Origin of the sequence: Antarctobacter heliothermus, from assembly GCF_900188425.1 — a bacterium.
Taxonomy (GTDB): Bacteria; Pseudomonadota; Alphaproteobacteria; order Rhodobacterales; family Rhodobacteraceae; genus Antarctobacter; species Antarctobacter heliothermus.
In genome coordinates, this window is the sequence record NZ_FZON01000005.1 from 65,929 (window position 1) to 88,747 (window position 22,819).

The following is a 22,819-nucleotide window of genomic DNA, read 5'->3' on the forward strand; positions in this document are numbered from 1 at the left end:
GAAAGGGGAGGCAGCAGCGGCTTACAGTAGGGCCGTGGCGGCGACCGCAACCAGCAAGGCACCGGCAAAGGTCAGGTTGATGATGCGCCCGGCACGCGGGTTGCGCACGATGCGGGTCAGCAGGCTGCCCGCAAGAAGCCAGGCAAGATTGACGGCAAGGATCGTCAGCATCAGCAGGGCAGTTTTCACCAGCGCGTCGCCAACCGGTGCCCCGGTCACAAGGGTAAAGCCGGAAAAGGCGGCGGCCATGGCGGCGTAGGCCTTGGGGTTGACCAGCGACAGCAGCGCGCCTTCGGTCCAGCGCGGCGGCTGGCCTTGCGCTTTGGCAAGACCGATGGGCGGCGCGGTGGCGATCCGCCATGCCAGCCAGAGGAAATAGGCCGCCGCAACCACCGTCACCGCCGGGGCGACACCGGGCAAGGCCAGCAAAAGGGCCGATAACCCGCTGCCCACAATGGCAATCACCCCCAGCATGCCCAGCGTCAGCCCGGCCATATAGCCCAGCCCGCGCCTGCGCCCGAAGGCTGCGCCGACGGCCGCCACCGACAGGGTGTTCGGCCCTGGACTGCCCGTCAGGGCAAAGGCAACGGCAAGGAACTGCGGCACATCGGACATGAGGCCAGAATGCCGTGCTGTGCTTTGCACGCAAGGGGCGTGCGAATATGTGTAAATGTTTGGCAAAAGGCGCACCTATTGCGCTTTGCTTGACGAAGGGTTTTGCTAAGTTCTGAAAATGACCGTCAAAACAGTCCCGGAAAGGGCTTTGCCGTGCCTGTCACCTTCAAAGTGCTGCCCGAAGCCAATCTGGTTTTGTCCTGGTTTCGTGGGGATGTGTCTACCGCGCAGCATATCGCCGCTTTTCAGGCCTACACGGCTGATCCGCTGTTTGACGGCATGCAGCATGTGCTGATCGACATGTCCGATTGTACGTTGGAGAGCAGTTATTTCGACGATATGCTGCGTCTCGCCTACCAGATGAAAAACTACTACACGGTGCGGGATCTGTCGTCGAAGACGTCGGTCTATGCGCCGGGAGACGTGGCCTATGGCATGTCGCGCATGTATCAATCGATCACAGAGGGCAACAGTCCGTGGGCCTTTGGCGTGTTTCGGACCCGCAAAGAGGCCATGGGGTTTGCCGACATCCAGACGGGCAGCGCGCAAGAGGCACATGTGACTGCAATCTGGGAGGGTTGAGGGCGAAGCCAGGCCGCTGCGCCCCTGGGTTGAACATCGGCGACTGAAAACGCGGAAAGCTTGCCAGATGATTGGCCCGCGCGTAGCCTGACCTCATTGAGACAGCCCTTTGAGGATTCCGGATTTCATGACCGCCGCCGTTTGCAGATGGTGTTCCAATTCTTTGCCGGCGCAGAATGCCAGGGTCTGCACCGCCTGCAACATGAGCCAGAACGTGGTCTATGAGCGCGCCAAACAGACCATCACCGTGGCAACCCTGCTGGGCTTTGTGACCTCGGCGTTGTTGTTTGTCTGGCAGCCAATGCTGGACGGGTATCATCGCCTGTTCACCACGCCAGGCCTGAGCGTGACAGCCTTTATGACAGAGCGGGACGGGCTGTTGCGGAACACCGGGAAACTGCCGATCTTTGCCTCGCATATCGAGATCGTGCCAGCGGACGTGTCGCGCCGCGCCGTGGTGTCCATCGCGCAGGAACTGGCGCCGGGTGAGACGATTTCGATTGATACGCGGGGGCTGTATGCGCAGAGGGTCGAAAAATCCGACACGTTGGAGCCGTGGACCTTTTCCGTGGCGGCACCGGATCCGGTGTTTGCCCTGATCGGCGAGAACAGTCGCGTGATCCCGGTCTATGCGGCCAGCGACGATTACCAGCTGAAGGCCCAGATCGACCACGCGGAACAGAAACTTGCCGCACGGGCGCGGGATGGGGCGGCTATCGGGGTGCCGACACGGGTGAACGTCAAGGGTGCGGCCTGCACGGTGCATTTCTCCACCAAGGCGCAGGGCGCGGGCCAATCGTCGTTCAAGTGCGTCATGCTGGTGGCATCCCGAGGGTCATTGACGGCGTTATTCCCCGTCAGCGCGGCCCCGCCCCCGCAGGACGCGGGCGACGGAGATTGAAACAGCCACAGGGAGATTGGTCATGAGACGATGTGCATATGGCGCGGCGTTTGCGTTGCTGGCCGCACAGGCCGCCGCAGAGGGGCAGGGGTTGCCGGACTCGGCGCTGTTGCTTCAGGGGTTCGACCCTGACCAGATCGTTGGCGTCAGCCCGCCATTCACGGCGTCGCCGATCGAATTGTTGATGCAGAATCCGACAGATATTCTACGCAATCAGGTGCCGGACTTTACGCTGCCGGACAGCACGCGCGACGGTGGGGTATTGATGGGTGACAATCTGCGCGGGCTGGACCCTCTGGCTGTCACCCACGCGCGGCTGGTCTGGATCGAGATTGACGGTGAGGTCTATTGCATCACCGAAACCTCGACCCAGGATCTTGCGCCGGACTCGTAGGACGTCAGTCGCGCGCCCGTTGCGAACCTTCGTCAATCGCGGCGCGCAGCTTTTTCTCGATCAGGTCGCGCTTGACCTTGGAGTGCAGTTTCAGCCCGAACATGTCCTTGACGTAGAACGTATCGACCACCTGTTCGCCATAGGTCGCGATGACGGCGGAGGCGATGTAGATGTTCAGGTTGGCCAGCGTGCGGGTAAGATCATACAGCAGGCCGGGACGGTCGCGGGTGTCCACCTCGATGATGGTAAAGATCTCGGAGCCGTCGTTGTCAAAGGTGATGTGTGTCGGCACCCGGAATGCCTTTTCGCGCTTCTTGAGCTTGTCCTTGGGGCGGATCGCCTCTCGTGTGACAACCTCGCCTTTCAGAGTCTTGCGGATGGTTTCGCGCAGGCGCGGGATGCGGGTGTCCTCATAAGGTGATCCCTCGGAGTCCTGAATCCAGAACGCGGCTGTGGCGTAGCCGTCCTTGGTGGTGAAGGTCCGCGCATCGACGATGTTTGCCCCCGACAGCGCCAGCGCGCCCGCGAGACGGGAAAAGATGCCGGGGTGGTCCTGAAGCGCAAAACAGACGCGGGTGGCGTCGCGATCCTCATCCGGGTGGATGTCGATCTTGATCTCATCTTCCTGCAGGTCGCGCAAAAGTTTGGCGAACACGACATGCGCGGTGACATGCAGGCCCTGCCAATAGGGCGGATAATGCCGCCGGATTTCGGCAACCAGTGCGTCCTTGTCCCAGTCCGACAGCGCCGCACGCAAGGCTTTGCGCGCCTCGGTGCCGCGGTTCTCACGGTTGAGCGCCTCCATCCCGCCCTCAAGGGCGCGGCGCGTCTGGCGGTACAGCGCGCGGATCAGTGCGGCCTTCCAGTTGTTCCAGACGCCGGGACCGACGCCGCGAATGTCACAGACCGTCAGCACACAAAGCAGATCCAGCCGCTCGCGTGTCTGCACTGCCTTGGCAAAGTCGCGGACCGTGCGCGGATCGGCGATGTCGCGTTTCTGCGCCATGTCGGACATCAGCAGATGATAGCGGACAAGCCATTCCACCGTGGCACATTCGCTTTTGTTCAGGCCCAGGCGGGGTGCGACGCTGCGCGCTATGCGTGCGCCCAGGATCGAGTGATCCTCATCCCGACCCTTGCCGATGTCGTGCAGCAGCAACGCCACATACAAGACTCGACGGTTGACGCCTTCCTTGAGGATTGTCGAGGCGACGGGCAGTTCCTCTGTCAGGTGGCCCAGTTCGATTTCGGACAGGTTCCAGATGCACTGGATGGTGTGTTCGTCCACCGTGTAGTGGTGGTACATGTTGAACTGCATCATCGCCACGATGGGCGCAAATTCGGGGATGACGGCGGCCAGCACGCCCAGTTCGTTCATTCGGTGCAGCGCACGTTCCGGATTGCCGTGTTTCAGCATCAGGTCAAGGAACAGGCGGCGCGCCTCTTCGTCGTCGCGGAAGCCGTTGTCGATCAGGTTCAGGTTCGCCTTGACCAGCCGCATGGCGTCCGGGTGGATCAGCAATCCGGTGCGCAGGCCTTCCTCGAACAGGCGCAACAGGTTCAGTTTGTCCGACAGGAATGCCTCATCGTCGTCCAGCGCAAGGCGGTTGTTGACCACGCGGTAGCCGGGTTTGACCTGCGGCGGGCGGTTGAACAGCCGCTGGATCAGCGGCGCGCCCTTGGTGTGGTCCGCCTCCAGAGAGGTCAGCAGGATGCGCGTCAGATCACCGACGGCAGTGGCGTGGCGGAAATACTCCTGCATGAACCATTCCACTGCGCGCCGCCCGCCCCGGTCGTTGTAGCCCATGCGCGCGGCCACCTCGACCTGCATGTCAAAGCTGAGCTGTTCGTTGGCGCGCCCTGCGGCCAGATGCAGGTGACAGCGCACCGCCCAGAGAAAACGCTCGGCCTGCACAAATGTTTCGTATTCCTCGGGACGGAACACACCCGCCGTCACCAGTCGCGACACGTCGTCGGTGTGGTGGACATACTTGATGATCCAGAACAGCGATTGCAGGTCGCGCAACCCGCCCTTGCCCTCTTTGACGTTGGGCTCGACCATGTAGCGCTGGCCCTGCTTGTCGTGGCGGGCATCGCGTTCCGACAGTTTCGCCTCGACAAATTCGCGTGCAGTGGCGTTGAAAAGATCGTTCCAGAGCGCCTTTTCCAGATCGTCGGCCAATCCCCGGTCGCCGATGAGAAAGCGGCTTTCCAGCATGGCGGTGCGGATCGTGAAATCTTCGCCTCCCAGGCGTAGGCAATCCCGCACCGTACGTGAGCTGTGTCCGACTTTCAGCCGCAAGTCCCACAGAATGTAGAGCATCGATTCAATGACGCTCTCGGCCCAGGCGGTGATCTTATAGGGGGTCAGGAACAGCAGGTCGACGTCGGAATAGGGGGCCATTTCGCCACGGCCATAGCCGCCGACCGACAGGACGGACAGACGCTCTGCCTCTGTCGGGTTGGGGCGCCGGTGCAGGACTTCGGTGGCGATCTCAAAGGTCAGGCGGACGATGCAGTCGGTGATCCAGGTATAGGATCGTGTGGTCCGTCGCGCACCAAACGGTTCCAACGCAAAGGCCTCTGCCACTGCTGCGCGCCCGGCATCGCGGGCGTCGCGCAGGGTGGCGACCGTGTGCTTGCGGATGTCGGATTCCGCCGCGCCTTTTGGCAGGCCGGAAAACAGCGCGCTGCGCACCGCCGAGAGATCAAAGATCTCGGCGGCGGGCGCGATCAGGTCATCGGGGAGGGTTTCTGTGTCAGAAACCGCCGCCGGAGAGGTTGCTTGGGGCAGGGTCAAGGATCACCATCTGCTTGTCTTTTACCGTGGCCACCGCCAGCGCACGCCGGTTGGTGCCATCGTTCAACAGTCGGAATACACCGCCCGTCCCGGTAAAGCCAGTCGAGGTAAGAGCCGTGGTGGACAGTGCGTCAGCGCGCCCCGCCAGAGCCAGAGTGCCGATGGCACTGATCCCGTCATAGGCCAGACCGGCCAGCGGGTGCGGATCGGTGCCATAAGCGGTCTTGTAGCGCGCCGAGAACGCCGCAAGGCGCTGGGTGTCCGGCAGGGCAAACCACGCCCCGTCCGCGCCGGGCATGGAAAACAGATCCGGCCGCACGTCCCAACGGGTCAGACCAAGGTACTGAACCTTGTCCGCAGTCACGCCAGCCTCAGGCAATTGCGTCAGCAGCATCTGCATGGCGGCGTTGGTGGCGTCGGTGGTGATAAAGATGCTGTCGGCGGCACCGGAATTGACCACACGACCAGCGGCTTGTGCGGCGTTCGACACGCCCTCGATCGAAAGTTGGTAGGGCTGCGATCCGACCACCTGAACTCCCGCTGCCGTCGCGGCCTTTTCGATTGCCAGCTTGCCCAACTGGCCTGCCACGTCGTCGGAATACAGGATGACCAGCTTGGACTTGCCGTTGCGGCGGGCGTGCTCGACCATGCGTAGCGCGGTGTTGTCAAAGGTCGCGCCAAGGATGAACACGTTGCCGCCCGCAATGGTCGGGTTGTTCGAAAAACCCAGCACGTTGATGCCCTCGTCCGACACGGCCAGACCTGCGGCATTCACCGCATCGGCGCGCAGCGGTCCCAGAATGATCTTGGCGCCGTCATCGACCGCCTTCTGGGCCACAGCTGCGGCAGCAGGTGCCTGTCCGCCGGTGTCATAGACGCGCAGGTCGATGGTCACGGCGTCGCCAAGGTCCGCCATTGCCAGCCGAGCAGCGTTTTCCAGAGCGGTGGCAATGGGGGCCGCGCCACTGTCCGACTGCGGCACCAACAGGGCGACAGGGATCGGTTTGCCGGTGTTGATCCGGGGGCCTCCGTCGCCGCCACCGCCAAGACCGGGCAGGCCGGAGGGGTCGCAAGCAGCCAGCGTGAGGGCCGCGGCCAGACCGGCCAATGGGCGCAGCGCCTTGCGGAGGTTGGTAAAAATGGCAAACATGAACTACAGGCTCCCTCGTGTTCTGCGCTTTTGGTGCGACACGGGTAGTGTGCGGCGCGATTTGCCGCCGATCATAAAGAAGCGAGAAAGGGGGGGCCAGTGACGATTGCGGACAATGCCGGGTCTGGTGGCGGATTGATGCCGGGACTGTACCTGATCGCCACACCGATCGGCAACGCGCGGGACATCACCTTGCGGGCGCTGGATCTGCTGGCGTCGGCGGATGTGCTGGTGGCAGAGGATACGCGCAGCCTGCGGCGGTTGATGGAGATCCAAGGCGTGGCGCTGGGTGACAGGCCGCTACTGGCGTACCACGATCACAACGGCGCGCGGATGCGACCGCGCCTGATGGCGGAACTGGAGGCGGGCCGCGCGGTGTTGTATGCCTCCGAGGCGGGCACGCCGATGATTTCGGACCCCGGTTTTGATTTGGCACGGGCGGCGTCGGAGGCGGGACATGCGGTGACAAGCGCGCCGGGGGCAAGCGCCGTGATCACGGCGCTGACGCTGGCGGGGCTGCCGACGGACCGATTCCTTTTTGCCGGGTTCCTGCCGAACGCGGGTGGGCCACGCAAAACCGCTTTGCGGGATCTGTCGGGGGTTCCGGCAACATTGGTGTTCTACGAATCCCCCAGGCGGCTGCCCGACATGTTGGCGGCCGCGCAAGAGGTGCTGGGCGACCGCCAGGCCGCCGTTTGCCGTGAGTTGACCAAGAAATTCGAGGAGACCCGACGCGGCCACCTGTCCGAACTGGCCGATCACTACCGCGAAACCCCCGCCAAAGGCGAGGTGGTGGTGCTGATCGGGAAAGGGGCTTCAGGGTCTGTTAGGGAAATTGACCTAGAACATGAGGTGAACAAGGCGCTGGAAACGATGTCCGTGCGGGATGCGGCGGATTTTGTCTCGGCGCGGTTCGGGGTGAAACGGCGTCCGGTCTATCAATTGGCCATGCGCCTCGCTGAAACGGGCTCTGACAAAGAGGATGAAGATCGGGATGGGACTGGCTGACTCCGCTGAAACGGGGCGACAGGCGACCGGGCTGTGCGGCTATCACACCGGCCTTGCCGCTGAGGACGGTGTCGCGTCTGACTATGCCCGGCGCGGCTATCCGCTGGTGGCGCGCCGTTGGCGCGGTCAGTCCGGTGAAATTGACCTTGTGATGCAGAACGGCGATGGGGTCATCTTGGTCGAGGTCAAGAAAAGCCGCAGTTTTGCACGGGCCGCCGACCGCCTGTCGCAACGCCAGATCAGGCGGTTGATGCAGGCGGCAGAGGAATTTCTGGGAACCCAGCCGCACGGCTCCCTGACGGATGTGCGGTTCGATGTGGCGTTGGTGAATGCATATGGTGACATCAAGGTGATTGAAAACGCGCTCTGCTGAATTGGTCCGGGTGAAATGGCCCTGTGCGGCGGCGAAGGGCGCGCCCGCATTGCGCCCGCCCGCATCCTGCGCCATCTATGGCAAGAGATTTGCAGGGAAAGCACATGAAAATCGCCTTTCAGATGGACCCGATCACCGGGGTAGACATCAACGCCGACAGCTCTTTCCGACTCGCCGAAGAGGCGCAGGCGCGAGGGCATCAACTGTTTTACTACGGGCCGGACCAACTGGCCTATGAAGAGGGCCGTGTGACCGCGCGCGGTCACTGGATGACCGTGCAACGGGTAGAGGCCAGTCCGGCTGTGCTGGGGGAGCGTGTGGCCGTCGACCTGACAGAGATGGATGTGATCTGGCTGCGTCAGGATCCGCCGTTCGACATGCATTATATCACGACGACCCATCTACTGGACCGGCTCAAGGACGACGTGCTTGTGGTGAATGACCCGTTCTGGGTGCGCAATTCGCCTGAAAAACTGCTGGTGCTGAACTTTCCGGACCTGACGCCGCCAACGGCCATCGCGCGGGACCTGGACGTGCTGCGCGCCTTTCGGGCGAAACACGGCGATGTGATCGTCAAGCCGCTATACGGCAACGGCGGCGCCGGTGTTTTCAAGCTGGGGGCCAGCGATGGCAACCTCAGTTCGCTTTACGAGATGTTCACCGGCTTTTCGCGGGAGCCGTTGATTGTGCAGAAATACCTGCCGGCCGTGTCCAAAGGCGACAAGCGGGTCATCCTTGTGGACGGCGAACCCGTGGGGGCGATCAACCGCGTCCCCGCAGAGGGCGAAGTGCGGTCCAACATGCACGTCGGCGGCAGGCCCGAGAAGGTGGCCCTGACGCAGCGCGATCTGGAAATCTGTGCGGCCATCGGGCCGGAACTGCGCGACAAGGGGCAGGTATTTGTCGGGATCGACGTCATTGGTGACTGGCTGACAGAGATCAACGTCACCTCTCCGACCGGCATTCAGGAACTCGAACGCTTTGACGGTATCAACGTCGCCGAGAAGATCTGGCAAGCGATCGAACGCAAGCTGCCATGAGCCTGATGCGTCCGGTCTTGAACGCCTGGCTGCGCTGGACGGAAAAGCCCCATCTTGCGCGCACGCAGGACGCCGTTGCCCTGCGCCGCTCATTCGAGACCAAGGCGCGGTTCTATTTTCGCGCACCTTGGGGAACGCGATTTGAATCGGCGGCGCTGGAGGGCGTGCCGGTGTTACACGTCAACCCGTCCAAAGTGGGGCCAGTGATCCTGCATGTCCACGGCGGAGCCTTTGTCATGGGGTCGCCTCGGACGCATCGAGCGATGCTGGCATGCCTGTCACGCGATGCAGACGTGCCCGCGTGCCTGGTGAAATACCGTCTGGCGCCAGAGCACACCCATCCCGCCGCTCTGGACGACGTTCTGGCCTGTTACCGTGCCCTGATGGACCGGCCCGAAGGGGTCATTCTAGGCGGTGACAGCGCGGGTGGCGCATTGGTTCTGGCGGCGCTGGCCGAAATCTTGCGTCAGGGTATGCCCAGGCCACGCGGGGTCTTTGCCTTCTCGCCGATCACTGACCTGACGCTGTCGGGCGACAGCGTGACACGCAACGCGGAGGCAGAGGTCATCCTACCGGTGGCACGCGCGCATGAGACGCTGGAGCGCTACCTGCAAGGCACTGACCCGCGAGATCCCAAAGCCTCACCGCTCTATGCCGACTTTGATGGGGCGGGGTCGGTCTGGCTGTGCGCTGGCGACACGGAAATCCTGCTGGATGATACACGGCGCATGGCGGACCGGCTGCGCGCACAGGGGGTCGTGGTCACCGAAGTCATAGCCCACGATCTGCCGCATGTCTGGCCGATGTTTCACAACCTCCTGCCGGAAGGGCGGGCGACGCTGCGCGACCTTGCGGTGTGGATCAACTCTCTTTCGCGGACAAAAGGCGATAGCTGAGCGCCTCGGCGATGTGGGGGCGACAAACATCCGGGCTGTCGTCCAGATCGGCGATGGTGCGGGCGACGCGCAAAACGCGGTGATAGCCGCGTGCCGTCAGCGCAAAACGGTCGGCGGCGCGGGTGAGCAAGGCACGCCCCTCATCGTCCGGTGTCGCGATCTCGTCCAGGCACTGGCCCTCGGCGTCGGCATTGGTGCGCAGATCTTCGTGGTCGGCAAAGCGGGCTTCCTGTACGGCGCGGGCGGTGGCGACGCGGGCGGCAACCTCGGCCGAGGTATCGCCCGAGGCGGGCAAGTCGAGATCGGCAAAGGCCACTGGCGGCACCTCTAGTCGCAGGTCGAACCGGTCCATCAGTGGGCCTGAGATGCGGCCCAGGTAGTCCTCGCCGCAGTTTGGCGCTCGAGAACAGGCCTGCGCGGGATCGGTGAGATAGCCGCATTTGCAGGGGTTCGCCGCCGCCACCAGCAAAAACCGCGCCGGATAGCGAATGTGGGCGTTGGCGCGCGACACCATGACCTCGCCCGTTTCGATCGGCTGGCGCAGGGTTTCCAACACACCGCGCGGAAACTCGGGGAATTCGTCCATGAACAGCACGCCATTGTGCGCCAGGCTGATCTCTCCGGGCTGGGCCGTGCGCCCGCCCCCGATCAGGGCCGCCATCGACGCAGTGTGATGGGGTTCGCGAAAGGGGCGGGTCCGGGAAATGCCACCATTGGTGAGCAGTCCGGCGATGGAGTGGACCATCGAGGTTTCCAGCGCCTCGATCGGTGTCAGCGGCGGCAGGATGCCGGGCAGACGCGCGGCCATCATGGATTTTCCGGACCCGGGCGGCCCGATCATCATCAGGTGATGACGCCCGGCGGCAGCGATTTCCAGCGCCCGCTTGGCCCGTTCCTGCCCTTTGACGTCGCGCAGGTCGCGTGTGGCGGATACAGGTGTGATCTCTCCGGGTGTGGCGGGTTCCAGCACATTGGCCCCGGAGAAGTGGCGCACGATGTCCAGCAGGTTTCCCGCGCCGATAACGGTGCAGGAGTCGACCCATGCGGCCTCTGCGCCAGAGGCGCGCGGGCAGATCAGGATGCGATCCTCATCCGCGGCGGCCATGGCGGCGGGCAGGGCGCCCACAACTGGCAAAAGGTCGCCATCAAGGGACAACTCGCCCAGGGCCACGGTCTGGGCGATGGCATCTTTGGGCAGGATGTCCAGCGCGGCCAACAGGCCAAGCGCGATGGGCAGATCGAAATGGGATCCGACCTTGGGCAGGTCGGCGGGGGCAAGGTTTACCGTGATGCGTTTGGACGGCAGCGCGATGGCCAGAGAGGTCAGCGCGGTGCGCACCCGGTCGCGCGCCTCTGACACTGCCTTGTCCGGCAGGCCGACGATGGAAAAGGCCGGAACGCCGGGGGTGACGGCGCATTGCACCTCCACCGGGCGGGCCTGCACCCCTTCGAAAGCCACCGTATGGGCGCGCGCAACCATGAACCTCTCCGCATCGGAACCGAAGGGAGCCTGCGCCGGTCTTGGTTAGCAATTGGTTAACGCGCGCACGGGCGGGTTAAGAAACCGCGCCTGTTCCGTCGCGCAGGGCCACGAATTGCGGCCAGGCGTCCGGGTCGTTCACCGTCTTGTCGCGGCAAAAGGCGTTGCAAAAACCAAAGACGCGACCTTCGGTTTCCATCAGGTGCGTCACCGGATCACCGGAATAGGGGCAGGCGGTGTTTTCCGCTGTGCCGGTATCCACCGGCCGCGCAATGCGGGGGGCCGGACCGGGCCAGGGCACCTTTGCGTAATCGCGGTCATACCAGGGCAGCGTCGCGCCACGCGCGAGCCCCATTGCACGCCAACGGCGAAAGGCCGGATCGGCAAGATGGGCGTCAACATAGGCGCGCAGCCTGTCCGACACGGGCAAGGCATAGCCCGCGATCCGTGCGGAAACCGGGGCATAAAACGCATCGGCGACCGAGTATTCGCCACAAAGCCACGGACCTCCCGACACGTCCAGAGCGTGGGTCCACAACACCTCCAGCCGCGCCAGATCCGCCTGCAATCCGTCCGGGACAGGGGTTTCAGCATAGGCCGCGCGCAGGTTCATCGGGCACAGCTCTCGCAATGTGCCAAAGCTGGAGTGCATTTCCGACGCAAGGCCCCTGGACAAAGCGCGCAGCGCCGGATCGGCGGGCCAGAGACTAGCCTCGGGGTGACGGTCATTCAGTTCCTCGGCGATGGCAAGGCTGTCCCAGATCACGGTTCCCTCTTCGGTGACCAGCGTCGGCACGGTGCGCGTGGGAACCATGGCGGCCATCTGCTCGGCCACGCCGGCCTTCATGAAGTCGATCAGTTCGATCCCGACCGGAATGTCAAAGCGGCGAAACAGCAGCCAGGCTCGCAAGGACCAGCTGGAATAACTGTAGTCGCCAAGAAAAAGCTTTTGCGCCATGGAACCTCTCCGGTTGCGTTTGCGTTTAAGTAACGAAGCGCAGCGGCATCCGGAAATCAGATTTCGTGAAAGGGGTGATCACCGAGCGAAATCGTCACGAAAATTTCAGGACGCAGCATTTTTTAGCCACAAAGTGATCCGTCAGACGGCACCCGGCGTATCAGGTACAATGCCCCAGACCCGAGGGGGCCAAGATCACCAGGGGAACGAAAATGGCACTTGATACTTTCAATGACCAGAGCATGTCGCGTCGGGCCATGAAGGCCGAGTTGCTGGACGCGGAGACGGAATTGCGTCTGGCCTATGCTTGGCGCGATGACCGCGACGAACAGGCGCTGCACAGGTTGATCCATGCCTATATGCGGCTGGCGATCTCGATGGCGTCAAAGTTCAAGCGGTACGGCGCGCCTATGAACGACCTGATCCAAGAGGCTGGCCTGGGCCTGATGAAGGCGGCAGACAAGTTTGACCCGGATCGCGGCGTGCGCTTTTCGACCTACGCGGTGTGGTGGATCAAGGCATCCATCCAGGACTATGTGATGCGCAACTGGTCGATGGTGCGGACCGGATCAACCTCTTCGCAGAAATCGCTGTTCTTCAACATGCGCCGGGTTCAGGCCCGGATAGAGCGCGAGGCGGCGGCCTCGGGGCAGGAACTGGACGGACATCAGCTGCGCCACAAGATCGCTACCGAGATCGGCGTGCCGATGCGTGACGTCGAGATGATGTCGGGGCGGTTGTCGGGGTCGGATTTTTCGTTGAATGCCACCCAGTCTGCCGAGGATGAGGGGCGCGAGTGGATCGATACGATCGAGGATGACGGTGCGCAGGCGTCGGAGATTGTCGAGGACACCCATGACCGCGAACAGTTGCGCGATTGGCTGGTTCAGGCGATGGGATCGCTGAATGATCGCGAGAGGTTTATCGTGCGCGAACGCAAGTTGCGGGACGAAACCCGGACGCTTGAATCGCTGGGCGATGAACTGGGCCTGTCGAAAGAGCGGGTGCGACAGTTGGAGGCCGCTGCCTTTGGCAAGATGCGCAAAGCCCTTGAGGCGCAGAGCGGAGAAGTGCATCACTTTCTCGCATGAGAAATTTCATTTTCCCTTGCCTGATGGCTTTTGCCTCCTCTGCTGCAGCAGAGGGTTATACCGATGCCGACGTGCTGTTTCTGGGTGAGGTGCATGACAATCCTGCCCATCACCTGCGGCAGGCGCGGATCGTGGCAGAGGTGCAGCCCACGGCGGTTGTCTGGGAAATGCTGGGGCCAGAGGCTGCGGCAAAGGTAGCGCCTGAACTGATCGACAATGTGGCCGCCCTGTCGGTCGCATTGTCTTGGTCTGACAGCGGTTGGCCGGATTTCTCGATGTATTATCCGATTTTTGCGGCGTCGCCGGATGCCCGGCATTTTGGCGCGCAACTGTCGCGGGAAGAGGCGCGTGCCGTCATGGGGCAAGGCGTGGCCGAGATTTTTGGTGCCGACGCCGCAGTGTTCGGTTTGGATGCCCCCTTGGCCAAGGATCAGCAGGCGCAGCGTGAAGCGTTGCAGATGGCGGCGCATTGCGATGCGTTGCCATTTGAAATGTTGCCAATAATGGTCGATATCCAAAGGTTGCGCGACGCCGAACTGGCAGCGGCGACGTTGTCGGCCTTGCAAGAGACCGGCGGGCCGGTAGTGGTGATCACAGGCAACGGACATGCGCGCAAGGATTGGGGGGCGACTTATCTGTTCTTGCAAGCCGCGCCGGATGTATCGGTTTTTGCCCTGGGGCAGGGAGAAGTCGGGCGTAGCCCACCCGAAGGGGGATTCGATCTGATAGAGGCGGTCGCGTCCGCCGTGGACCGAGGCGATCCCTGCGATGCGTTCCGAAAAAATTGACAGTGACGGGGTTGTTCTTGGTGGCCGAGAGACCCCGGAACGGGTCTGGGGCAGGGGATCTGAGCGGGAGCCGGGTCTTGCGGACAGGCGCGGGTGCTGCATAGTGCGGACGTCTTAAATGGGGGCGCGACGTGCTGGCCGGAAAACGCATTCTGCTAATCATCGGCGGCGGCATTGCCGCCTACAAATGTCTTGACCTGATCCGACGGGTTCGAGAGCGCGGGGCGTCGGTCACTCCGGTGATGACGCGCGCGGCAGAGCAGTTCGTAACACCCTTGTCCGTCTCTGCGCTGGCGGGAGAAGAGGTGCATCGCGACCTTTTTGACCTGACCAAGGAGGCAGAGATGGGCCATATCCAGCTCAGCCGCGTGGCGGACTTGGTGCTGGTGGCCCCTGGCACCGCCGATCTGATGGCAAAGATGGCGGGTGGTCACGCCAACGATCTGGCCACAACCCTGCTGATGGCGACCGACACGCCGGTGATGATGGCACCGGCGATGAATGTGCGCATGTGGGAGCACCCGGCGACGCAGCGCAATCTTGCCACCTTGCAGGCGGATGGGGTGCGTGTGGTCGGTCCGAATGTGGGCGACATGGCCTGTGGCGAACATGGTCCGGGTCGTATGGCTGAACCGATGGAGATCATCGCCGCGATAGAGCGGTTCTTTGTCGCCGGGCCGTTGGGGGGGCGGCGTGTGCTGGTCACCTCCGGCCCCACACATGAACCGATTGACCCGGTGCGCTATATCGCCAACCGCTCATCCGGCGCGCAGGGCACCGCGATTGCCGAGGCGCTGCGCGATCTGGGGGCCGAGGTGGTTTTTGTCACCGGCCCCGCCGACGCGGCGCGGCCCCTGGGCGTTCAGGTGATCGAGGTGCAAAGCGCGCGCGAGATGCGCGAGGCTGTTCTGGCTGCATTGCCGGTCGAGGCGGGGGTTTTTGCCGCCGCCGTGGCCGATTGGCGCGTGGCCAGCGCGTCGGATGCAAAGATCAAGAAGATCGGTGGCAAGTTACCGGTACTGGAATTCGTCGAGAACCCGGACATCCTGCGCGAGGTGTCGCAAATGGATGAGGGGCGGCCCGCGCTGGTCGTGGGCTTTGCTGCCGAGACCAACGATGTGGTTGAGAATGCCACTGCCAAGCGCGCGCGCAAAGGGTGTGATTGGATTCTTGCCAATGACGTATCCCCCGCAACGGGGATCATGGGCGGGGCCGAAAATGCCGTGGTACTGATCTCTGACAAAGGCGCGGAAAGTTGGCCGCGCGCCTCCAAGCGGGCGGTGGCCGAAAAGCTGGCGGGCCGGATCGCCGAGGCGTTGGGGGCGGTCGTACGCGCGCCTGGGCCATGGGACGGTGCGCGAGGCCCGGGCGGAGAATGAGCATTTGACCCAAGAAGAAGCACAGGTCGCGATTGCCTTTGAGTGGGAAGACGCGGCGGACAGGGCGCTGGGCCTGCCTGTCTATGCCACGGCAGGGGCGGCGGGCGCGGATCTGCGCGCCAACCTGCCCGACCGGGGGCAACTAATGCTGGTGCCGGGGGCGCGGGCGCTGGTGCCGACGGGGCTGCGGATTGCCATTCCGGACGGGTTCGAGGTGCAGGTGCGGCCTCGGTCCGGATTGGCGTTGAAACACGGGATTACGTTGCCGAATGCGCCGGGGACGATTGACAGCGACTATCGCGGGCCGCTGGGGGTGATTGTCATGAACGCCGGCAATGAGGCGTTTGTGATCCACCACGGCGACCGGATTGCGCAGATGGTGGTGGCCCCGGTGGTGCGGGCGCTGTTCCAAGAGGGCGCTTTGGAGGACACGGCGCGCGGAACGGGCGGCTTTGGCTCGACGGGGCGCGGCTGATGCTGTTGGTTTTAGGGCTTGCCACGGTGATCTGGGCGATTGGCCACCTGATGAAGGTGCCGCGCAGCGCGCGGTTTTACATGCTGGGGCTGCTGTATGTCGTCGTCCTGATTGTGCAGGTTGTACTGCCAGTGGGGCACCCCTTGCGTGAGGCGACAGGCGGCGGGGCAGCGGGATGGCTGATCTTGGGCGGGCTTGCCGCATTGGGGTTTGGCTATGCGTTGGTCCTGCGTCGGGTCAAGGCGCGGGTGCGGGACAAGGAAACGCATGATGCGCCGCAACCGGACGCGGGCAAGTTCCGCGACGGTGAGCTGGAGCGTTACGCCCGCCATATCGTGCTGCGGGAACTGGGCGGTCCGGGTCAGAAGCGTTTGAAACAGGCAAAGGTGCTGGTGGTGGGGGCCGGGGGGTTAGGCTCGCCGGTGTTGTTGTATCTGGCTGGGGCAGGTGTCGGCACGGTGGGCGTGATCGACGATGACGTGGTCGACAGCGGCAACTTGCAGCGACAAGTGATCCATACGGATGCGCGGATCGGGATGCCCAAGGTGTTTTCCGCGCAGACCGCGATGGAGGCACTGAACCCCTACCTTGAGGTGCGCCCCTATAAACGGCGACTGACCGAGGAGGTTGTGGCTGATTTGCTGGCCGATTACGACGTGGTGCTGGACGGGACCGACAATTTCGACACGCGCTACCTTGTGAACCGCGCCTGTGTGGCGGCAGGCAAACCGCTGATTTCAGGCGCGCTCAGCCAGTGGGAGGGGCAAGTGTCGGTGTTTGACCCGGCGCAGTCCGGTCCCTGCTATCAATGCATCTTTCCCGAGGCCCCGGCCGCGCATCTGGCGCCGAGTTGCGCCGAGGCGGGTGTTTTAGGGCCATTGCCCGGCGTGATCGGCACCATGATGGCGGTGGAATGCATCAAGCTGATCGCCGGTGCCGGGGCTGTCCTGCGGGGGGAGATGTTGATTTATGACGCGCTTTGGGGCGAGACCCGCAAGATCCGGCTGAAGCGCCGCGAGGATTGCCCGGTTTGCGGCACGGGCCACATGAAATCGACCGCCGCGATTGAAGCAGGCGGTCCCGACGCCTAGCTAAACGGCGACACACAGGAGACTTCCATGACCAACCCGTTGCTTTCCGACTGGCAGACGCCGTTCGGCATTGCCCCCTTTGCCGAGATTTCTGATGATGATTTCGCCCCGGCGCTGGACGAGGCGCTGACGTTCCACATGGCCGAGATCGAGGCGATAGCCAACAACCCCGAGGCGGCGACATTTGCCAATACCATCGAGGCGATGGAAGGATCGGGCGAGGCGCTGGACAAGGTGTTGGGCGTGTTTTTCAACCTCTCCGGGGCGGACAGCAACGACAAGCGTCAAGAGCTGCAACGCGATTTCAGCCCGAAACTGTCGGCGCATTCCTCTGCGATCTATGCAAACGCGGCGCTGTTCGGGCGCATTCAGGATCTGTGGGACCGGCGGGAAGCTTTGGACCTGAATGAGGAAGAGACGCGGGTTTTATACCTGACGCACCGCGGCTTTGTCCGGGCCGGTGCCGCGCTGGAGGGCGATGAGGCGGACCGGATGACGGCGGTCAAATCGCGGCTGGCGGTTCTGGGGACGGAGTTCACGCAGAACCTGCTCAAGGATGAATCTGCCTGGTCGATGGCGCTGTCCGAGGCAGATCTGGTGGGATTGCCAGAGTTCGTCGTGGATACGGCGCGTTCCGCTGGTGAGGCCGCAGGGGCGGACGGGCCGGTGGTGACCCTGTCGCGGTCCTTGATCGTGCCGTTTCTGCAATTCTCCCCGCGCCGCGACCTGCGCGAAAAGGCGTGGCGGGCCTGGGTGATGCGGGGCGAAAACGGCGGGAAGACAGACAATCGCGGGATAGCCGCCGAGGTTCTGGGCCTGCGCGCGGAGCGGGCACAGTTGTTGGGCTATGCGGATTTCGCGTCCTACAAGCTGGAGACGGAAATGGCGGGCACGCCTGACAAGGTGCGCGAGCTGTTGATGGCGGTTTGGGAACCTGCCAAGGCAGCGGCCGAGCGGGACGCCGCCGAGGTCGAGGCGTTGCTGCGCGCTGACGGGATCGACGGGCCGGTGGAGCCTTGGGACTGGCGTTATTACGCGGAAAAACGGCGCAAGGCGCAGCACGATCTGGATGAGGCAGAGCTGAAGCCCTACCTGCAACTGGACCGGATGATCGAGGCCGCATTTGCCTGCGCCAACCGGCTGTTCGGATTGGAGTTCAACGCGTTGGACGTGCCGATGTACCACCCCGACTGCAAGGCGTGGGAAGTGACACGCGGCGGCACACATGTAGCGGTGTTCATCGGGGACTATTTCGCGCGGTCCTCAAAACGGTCGGGAGCCTGGTGTTCCGCGTTCCAGTCACAGGCAAAGCGCCCGGTGGAAAAAGCGCCGATCGTGGTCAATGTCTGCAACTTTGCCAAGCCGTCAGCGGGCAAGCCTGCGCTGTTGTCCTATGACGACGCGCGCACGCTGTTCCACGAATTTGGCCATGCGTTGCACCAGATGTTGTCGGATGTGGAATTCGGTTCGGTGTCTGGCACATCGGTGGCGCGCGACTTTGTCGAACTGCCCTCACAACTGTACGAACACTGGCTGGAAGTACCGGAGGTGTTGGCCGAATTTGCGACCCATGCGGACACCGGCGAGGCCATCCCGGAGGTTTTGCTGACCAAGGTTCTGTCGGCGGCGACCTTCGACATGGGGTTTCAGACGGTCGAATACATTGGCTCGGCGCTGGTGGATCTGGAGTTCCATTCCGGTACGCCTCCCGCCGATCCGATGCAGAAACAGGCAGAGGTGCTGGAAGGCATCGGGATGCCGCGTGCTATCACCATGCGCCATGCGACGCCGCATTTTGCCCATGTCTTTGCCGGGGACGGCTATTCGTCGGGTTATTACAGCTACATGTGGTCCGAGGTGATGGACGCGGATGCCTTTGAGGCCTTTGAGGAGGCGGGCGGCGCGTTTGACCCCGAGACGGCGCAAAAGCTGGAACAGTTCATCCTGTCGAAAGGCGGATCTGCGGAGGCTGAAGAGCTGTACATGGCATTCCGGGGCCGGATGCCGGGGGTTGACGCGCTGTTGAAGGGGCGCGGTCTGGCCGCCTGAATGTCAGCCGGGGACGGCAACGGCGCTCGTCCGGGCCCTTGGCCCGAACATCGCCCCGCCCACCGTCCCCGGCAATTTGGTACTTGCCAGACAGGGCTGCTCAGAACGGCAGGCGTTCGAGGGTAAAACCCTCATCCGCCAGCAGTTGCAATACCCCTTCGTGTCCGGCCAGATGCGCCGCGCCAAAGGCCGCCACGACATAGCCATCGGTCTCCTCCAGCGCATCCTCCAGCACCGGAATCCAGGCGCGGTTGCGGCTGGAGATCAACGCCTCATCCAGCGCGCGAAAGACGCGTTTGTTCTCGGCTTCGCTCAGGGGGGTCAGACGGGGCGACAGCACCTCAAGCACCACCTGGCTGGCGCCGTGATCCTCTGCGAAATAGGCTGTCAGCATGGTTTCAAACAGGTCCTCGCCGTCCTCGGGGGCACTGAGCGCAGAGCGCACCATGAGCATCTGAGTCTCGAACGGCATGTCGGCAAAGGCTTTGAACCCGGTCTCATACGGTTCAAGCGAGCGTGCGGGAACGCCTGCCGCCACGGCGTGACGTTCAAGCCGCGCGTCCAGGCCGTCTGCCTCGGCCAGTTGCTCTTTCATGCAGGACGGGATCGCCAGCAGGATCGAGACATACCACGGCCGCATCTTGGCCCCCATGAACGGCGGCACGCCGCGCTGCCGCATGGCATCGGCCAGCATTTGCCATTCCGCCTCTGGCAAGAGGTCGGGCAGCGTTTTGTCTGGCAACAGCAGTATGTCCATGCGGGTGGCCAGCGCCGTCTCCAGTGCGGCTTTTTCGTCGGCAGCCATTTCCAGCAACAGCAGGCCCGCGCCCTCGACCAGTGGGGTCAGACGGGATGTCGGGCCGTCCAGGCGCGGCTCTCCCAGGTGCATGGTGCCAACCAGGTGCAGGACCGCGTCGCCCCGCGTGGCGCGCCAGTGGTTGCCGGAGGCATAGGGCAGGTCGGCAAGGCGCGTGTCCAGTTCTGCCCGTTCGGCGGTGGTCAGCGTGGGGGTCAGGCTTTGCCCGTCGCAGGCGGCGTGCAGCGGTCCGGCCATCAGGCCGAGGAAGGTCAGGGCAAGGAAGATCGGTCGCATGGCGGGCCTTTCTTGAGGGGTGTCTTTTCATAGTCGGCATCGCCGGTTCTGGACAAGGGCGCGCAGGCTGGTGAGACTGCGCAAATGGAGCGGGAAAGCGATTTGTATGCGCCGGTCAAGGCGTTGCTGGTGGCGCAAGGCTATGAGGTCAAGGGCGAGGTCGGCGCCGCCGATCTGGTGGCTGTGCGCGGGGACGAACCGCCGGTGATTGTCGAACTGAAACTGCGGATCACCCTGTCGCTGTTTCATCAGGCTTGCGCGCGGTTAGGCGTGACCGATTTTGTCTATATCGCCGTGCCTCGACCCGCCGGGCGCACGGCACGGCGCGCGTTGAAGGACAACCTGTCGCTGTGTCGGCGGTTGGGTCTGGGGTTCATCACCGTGCGCGCCGACGGGACGGTTGAGGTGATGTGCGATCCCGGCCCCTATGCGCCAAGGCGATCCAAGGCAAAGGCGGTCAAACTGTTGCGCGAGTTTTCGCGGCTCCGGGGCGACCCCAACGATGGCGGGGCGACCCGCCACGGGATTGTCACCGGCTACCGGCAGGATGCGCTGGCCTGTGCGGCGCATCTGGCAGAGGCGGGACGGTGCCGGGGGCGCGATGTGGCGGCGGCCACGGGTGTGGCCCAAGCCACGCGGATCATGCGCGACAACCACTATGGTTGGTTCGACAAGGTCGGGACCGGGATTTATGCGTTGACCAAGGATGGTCACAAGGCGCTAACCCATTGGGCCTATAGCTGGGAGCCGCGCTGACGCTCAGGCGCTTCCCCATTCCAGCCAGCGCCGGTCCTCTGGCGACAGCGCGGCGGCCATGCGTGCGTCATAAGCTGCAAGGTCTTCGGGCGAAAGTTTGCCTTCCCATTTATTCGATGACGCGGTGTTGAAGAACTCTGCGTCGTTGCGCCAGAATTCCTGTCCGGCGGAGGGGGTAAAGCGGTGGGCGTTGGACTTCATGCTGTCAAAGGTTGCGGCATCGGCGATTGCGTCCAGCAGCGCCTGTGGGTGGTCGATGCCGACGTGTTTTGCGATGCGGGCGACGGTGCGGGGCAAATCGCGGGTCATGTCGGCGTAGTGCAGGCGCAGGATGTTCTCTCGGGGCTCTCGTGCCAGGGTCTCGCGGTAGTGGGTCAGGATGAATTCAAGGCTGACGGCGTCGATGTGATCGCCGTCGAGGAACAGCCGGAACCCTCTGGACAGGTCGTCCGGGAAAAGGTCGGCTGCAAAATCGACGGACATGTTGGCGACGTGTTTGCGGTACGAAAAATGCACGTCGATCGGGTGCCGGTAGACGGTGATGTACCGCATCTGCGGCCAGTAGGGGACGCCGTCAAAGGGGGTGTGGGTCTTGACCTGACGGCGGTGGTCCTGTGCCTCCAGCCGGGCCATGACCTCGGCGACATCGCGGATGCAGATGTCGACCCACGGCGATTTCATCGAGGTTTTTGCGTCGACCAGAGGATCCCCGGCGATCAGCATCGCAAGGATGCCCTGGGTCCATGTGGTGCCGCATTTGGGCGGCGTCGAGACGACGATATCGCCATCGCGCGGGGTGAAGGCGCCCCATCGGCGCGAGTCGGTGAGCGTATCCTTGTAGTCACGCAAGGCCGGTTCGGGTGGGGCGGCGGTCATGGTGAGGGGCTTTCTGCTGCGACCCCTCAGAGTGCGCGCTCAGGTGCCGCTGCGTCAAGTGTTTGGCGGGGCCTTGGCCGCCAGACGCTCGCGATGCAGCGTATACAGGCCTGAGGCGACGATGATGCCACAGCCGATCAGTGTCCAGCCATCGGGCAGGTCGGAAAAGACCACAAAGCCGTAGAAGGTGCCCCAAATGATCATCGAATAGTGGATCGGGGCCAGCACAACGGCCTGAGCGATGTCCAGCGCGCGGATCACCAGGACCTCTCCCAGTCCGGCGGTGGCGGCAAGTCCGAACGCGACGAGCCAGAGCGACAGCTGGTCCGGTGTGGTCCAGACAAAGGGCAGGGCGACGCTGACCAATACGATGGAGGTGAGCGAGGTATAGGTAACGGTTGTGATGACCGGGTCCGCCCCACTCAGGCTGCGCGACAGGACTTGGCGCAGGGCAAAAAAGCAGGCGGCGGCGACGGTAAAGCCGATGGCAGGATGAAACACGCCAAGACCGGGGCGGATCACGATCAGCATGCCGACAAAACCGATGCCAACGGCGATCCAGCGGCGGATGCCGACGGATTCGCGCAGGACAAACGCACCCAAAAGGGTGACGATGAAGGGCGCGATAAAGGTCACGGCGACGGCATCGGCCAGCGGAACAAAGCTGACCGAGATGATGAAACAGATTGCCGAGCAAACTGCCAGCAGGCCGCGGGTGATCTGCAAGATTGGCAGTCGTGAGCGCAGCGCGGACGGCCCGCGCAGAGCCAGCAGGACGATCACACCCAGGGCGAGGCCGATTTGCCGGAACCACACAACCTGCACCGGGTGCAGCGCTTCGGTCAGGACCTTGGCCATCACGTCGCAGGCGGCAAAGGAAAAGAACCCCAGCGCCATCAGGACGATGCCGCGCAGGTTATCGGAACTCGACGGCGGAGGCGCATGGCGCAGAGGCGCGGCGATCGGTGCGGGCATGGGGGGCTCTGTCTGGGGGTGTCGGAGCGAACCTAGTGCAGCTTTGAGG

22 protein-coding genes are annotated in these 22,819 nt (G+C 63.5%); 14 read left to right on the plus strand and 8 right to left on the minus strand.

The features are described 5' to 3' along the window. Positions 1 to 21 precede the first annotated feature (21 nt). Complete coding sequence (locus CHB90_RS04130; RefSeq protein ID WP_089276592.1) at positions 22 to 615, minus strand: LysE family translocator; 594 nt, start codon at positions 613 to 615, stop codon at positions 22 to 24. A 153-nt stretch (positions 616 to 768) separates the two neighbouring features. On the opposite strand from CHB90_RS04130, the gene CHB90_RS04140 reads away from it, so the two are divergent. The 3 genes from CHB90_RS04140 (at position 769) to CHB90_RS04150 (ending at position 2,492) form a co-directional block, all read left to right on the plus strand. Beyond that, positions 769 to 1,197, plus strand: a complete 429-nt coding sequence (locus CHB90_RS04140; protein WP_089276593.1) for a hypothetical protein — start codon at positions 769 to 771, stop codon at positions 1,195 to 1,197. A gap of 202 nt (positions 1,198 to 1,399) precedes the next feature. Next, positions 1,400 to 2,098, plus strand: a complete 699-nt coding sequence (locus CHB90_RS04145; protein WP_089276594.1) for a hypothetical protein — start codon at positions 1,400 to 1,402, stop codon at positions 2,096 to 2,098. Positions 2,099 to 2,120: 22 nt separating this feature from the next. Beyond that, a complete protein-coding gene (locus CHB90_RS04150) occupies positions 2,121 to 2,492 on the plus strand; it encodes a hypothetical protein (protein WP_089276595.1) in 372 nt (123 codons plus the stop codon). 4 nt (positions 2,493 to 2,496) lie between these two features. On the opposite strand, the gene CHB90_RS04155 is transcribed toward CHB90_RS04150, so the two are convergent. Continuing rightward, the gene (locus CHB90_RS04155) at positions 2,497 to 5,292 is read right to left on the minus strand and encodes a [protein-PII] uridylyltransferase (RefSeq protein ID WP_245823159.1); all 2,796 of its coding nucleotides are present in this window, start codon (positions 5,290 to 5,292) and stop codon (positions 2,497 to 2,499) included. Then, positions 5,252 to 6,442, minus strand: a complete 1,191-nt coding sequence (locus CHB90_RS04160; RefSeq protein WP_089276596.1) for a penicillin-binding protein activator — start codon at positions 6,440 to 6,442, stop codon at positions 5,252 to 5,254. Before CHB90_RS04160 ends, CHB90_RS04155 begins: the two co-directional genes overlap by 41 nt. A gap of 138 nt (positions 6,443 to 6,580) precedes the next feature. Here CHB90_RS04160 and rsmI point away from each other — a divergent pair, with 138 nt between their 5' ends. The 4 genes from rsmI (at position 6,581) to CHB90_RS04180 (ending at position 9,759) form a co-directional block, all read left to right on the plus strand. Next, a complete protein-coding gene (rsmI, locus tag CHB90_RS04165; protein WP_089276682.1) occupies positions 6,581 to 7,450 on the plus strand; it encodes a 16S rRNA (cytidine(1402)-2'-O)-methyltransferase in 870 nt (289 codons plus the stop codon). Next, positions 7,437 to 7,823, plus strand: a complete 387-nt coding sequence (locus CHB90_RS04170; protein WP_089276683.1) for a YraN family protein — start codon at positions 7,437 to 7,439, stop codon at positions 7,821 to 7,823. Before rsmI ends, CHB90_RS04170 begins: the two co-directional genes overlap by 14 nt. A 104-nt stretch (positions 7,824 to 7,927) precedes the next feature. Beyond that, complete coding sequence (gshB, locus tag CHB90_RS04175; RefSeq protein WP_089276597.1) at positions 7,928 to 8,863, plus strand: glutathione synthase; 936 nt, start codon at positions 7,928 to 7,930, stop codon at positions 8,861 to 8,863. Continuing rightward, the gene (locus CHB90_RS04180) at positions 8,860 to 9,759 is read left to right on the plus strand and encodes an alpha/beta hydrolase (RefSeq protein ID WP_089276598.1); all 900 of its coding nucleotides are present in this window, start codon (positions 8,860 to 8,862) and stop codon (positions 9,757 to 9,759) included. Before gshB ends, CHB90_RS04180 begins: the two co-directional genes overlap by 4 nt. On the opposite strand, the gene CHB90_RS04185 is transcribed toward CHB90_RS04180, so the two are convergent. Both CHB90_RS04185 and CHB90_RS04190 read right to left on the minus strand, forming a co-directional pair. Continuing rightward, on the minus strand, positions 9,725 to 11,239 hold the full coding sequence (locus CHB90_RS04185; RefSeq protein ID WP_089276599.1) for a YifB family Mg chelatase-like AAA ATPase: 1,515 nt from the start codon (positions 11,237 to 11,239) through the stop codon (positions 9,725 to 9,727). The two genes, CHB90_RS04180 and CHB90_RS04185, sit on opposite strands and share 35 nt — an antisense overlap. A gap of 76 nt (positions 11,240 to 11,315) precedes the next feature. After that, complete coding sequence (locus CHB90_RS04190) at positions 11,316 to 12,197, minus strand: glutathione S-transferase (protein WP_089276600.1); 882 nt, start codon at positions 12,195 to 12,197, stop codon at positions 11,316 to 11,318. A gap of 212 nt (positions 12,198 to 12,409) precedes the next feature. Between CHB90_RS04190 and CHB90_RS04195 the strand changes: the two genes are divergently transcribed. The 6 genes from CHB90_RS04195 (at position 12,410) to CHB90_RS04220 (ending at position 19,070) form a co-directional block, all read left to right on the plus strand. Further along, on the plus strand, positions 12,410 to 13,288 hold the full coding sequence (locus CHB90_RS04195; protein WP_089276601.1) for an RNA polymerase factor sigma-32: 879 nt from the start codon (positions 12,410 to 12,412) through the stop codon (positions 13,286 to 13,288). Next, a complete protein-coding gene (locus CHB90_RS04200) occupies positions 13,285 to 14,076 on the plus strand; it encodes a ChaN family lipoprotein (protein WP_089276602.1) in 792 nt (263 codons plus the stop codon). The genes CHB90_RS04195 and CHB90_RS04200 overlap by 4 nt, the downstream gene beginning before the upstream one ends. A gap of 131 nt (positions 14,077 to 14,207) precedes the next feature. After that, positions 14,208 to 15,455 (plus strand): bifunctional phosphopantothenoylcysteine decarboxylase/phosphopantothenate--cysteine ligase CoaBC, encoded by a 1,248-nt coding sequence (gene coaBC / locus CHB90_RS04205; protein WP_089276603.1) that lies wholly within the window; start codon positions 14,208 to 14,210, stop codon positions 15,453 to 15,455. 4 nt (positions 15,456 to 15,459) lie between these two features. Next, positions 15,460 to 15,930, plus strand: a complete 471-nt coding sequence (gene dut, locus CHB90_RS04210; RefSeq protein ID WP_089276684.1) for a dUTP diphosphatase — start codon at positions 15,460 to 15,462, stop codon at positions 15,928 to 15,930. Next, positions 15,930 to 17,021: a HesA/MoeB/ThiF family protein gene (locus CHB90_RS04215; protein WP_089276604.1), complete on the plus strand. Its 1,092-nt coding sequence runs from the start codon at positions 15,930 to 15,932 to the stop codon at positions 17,019 to 17,021. The genes dut and CHB90_RS04215 overlap by 1 nt, the downstream gene beginning before the upstream one ends. A 27-nt stretch (positions 17,022 to 17,048) precedes the next feature. Next, positions 17,049 to 19,070, plus strand: a complete 2,022-nt coding sequence (locus tag CHB90_RS04220; protein WP_089276605.1) for a M3 family metallopeptidase — start codon at positions 17,049 to 17,051, stop codon at positions 19,068 to 19,070. A gap of 100 nt (positions 19,071 to 19,170) precedes the next feature. Here CHB90_RS04220 and CHB90_RS04225 read toward each other — a convergent pair whose 3' ends face one another. Further along, a complete protein-coding gene (locus tag CHB90_RS04225) occupies positions 19,171 to 20,163 on the minus strand; it encodes a TraB/GumN family protein (RefSeq protein WP_089276606.1) in 993 nt (330 codons plus the stop codon). An 84-nt stretch (positions 20,164 to 20,247) separates the two neighbouring features. On the opposite strand from CHB90_RS04225, the gene CHB90_RS04230 reads away from it, so the two are divergent. Next, complete coding sequence (locus CHB90_RS04230) at positions 20,248 to 20,919, plus strand: DUF2161 domain-containing phosphodiesterase (protein ID WP_089276607.1); 672 nt, start codon at positions 20,248 to 20,250, stop codon at positions 20,917 to 20,919. 3 nt (positions 20,920 to 20,922) lie between these two features. On the opposite strand, the gene CHB90_RS04235 is transcribed toward CHB90_RS04230, so the two are convergent. Together CHB90_RS04235 and CHB90_RS04240 are read right to left on the minus strand one after the other, a co-directional pair. Next, the gene (locus CHB90_RS04235) at positions 20,923 to 21,795 is read right to left on the minus strand and encodes a sulfotransferase domain-containing protein (RefSeq protein WP_089276608.1); all 873 of its coding nucleotides are present in this window, start codon (positions 21,793 to 21,795) and stop codon (positions 20,923 to 20,925) included. A 54-nt stretch (positions 21,796 to 21,849) separates the two neighbouring features. Continuing rightward, positions 21,850 to 22,770, minus strand: coding sequence for a DMT family transporter (locus CHB90_RS04240; RefSeq protein ID WP_170940977.1), 921 nt, complete (start codon positions 22,768 to 22,770; stop codon positions 21,850 to 21,852). Between the last annotated feature and the right edge of the window lie 49 nt (positions 22,771 to 22,819).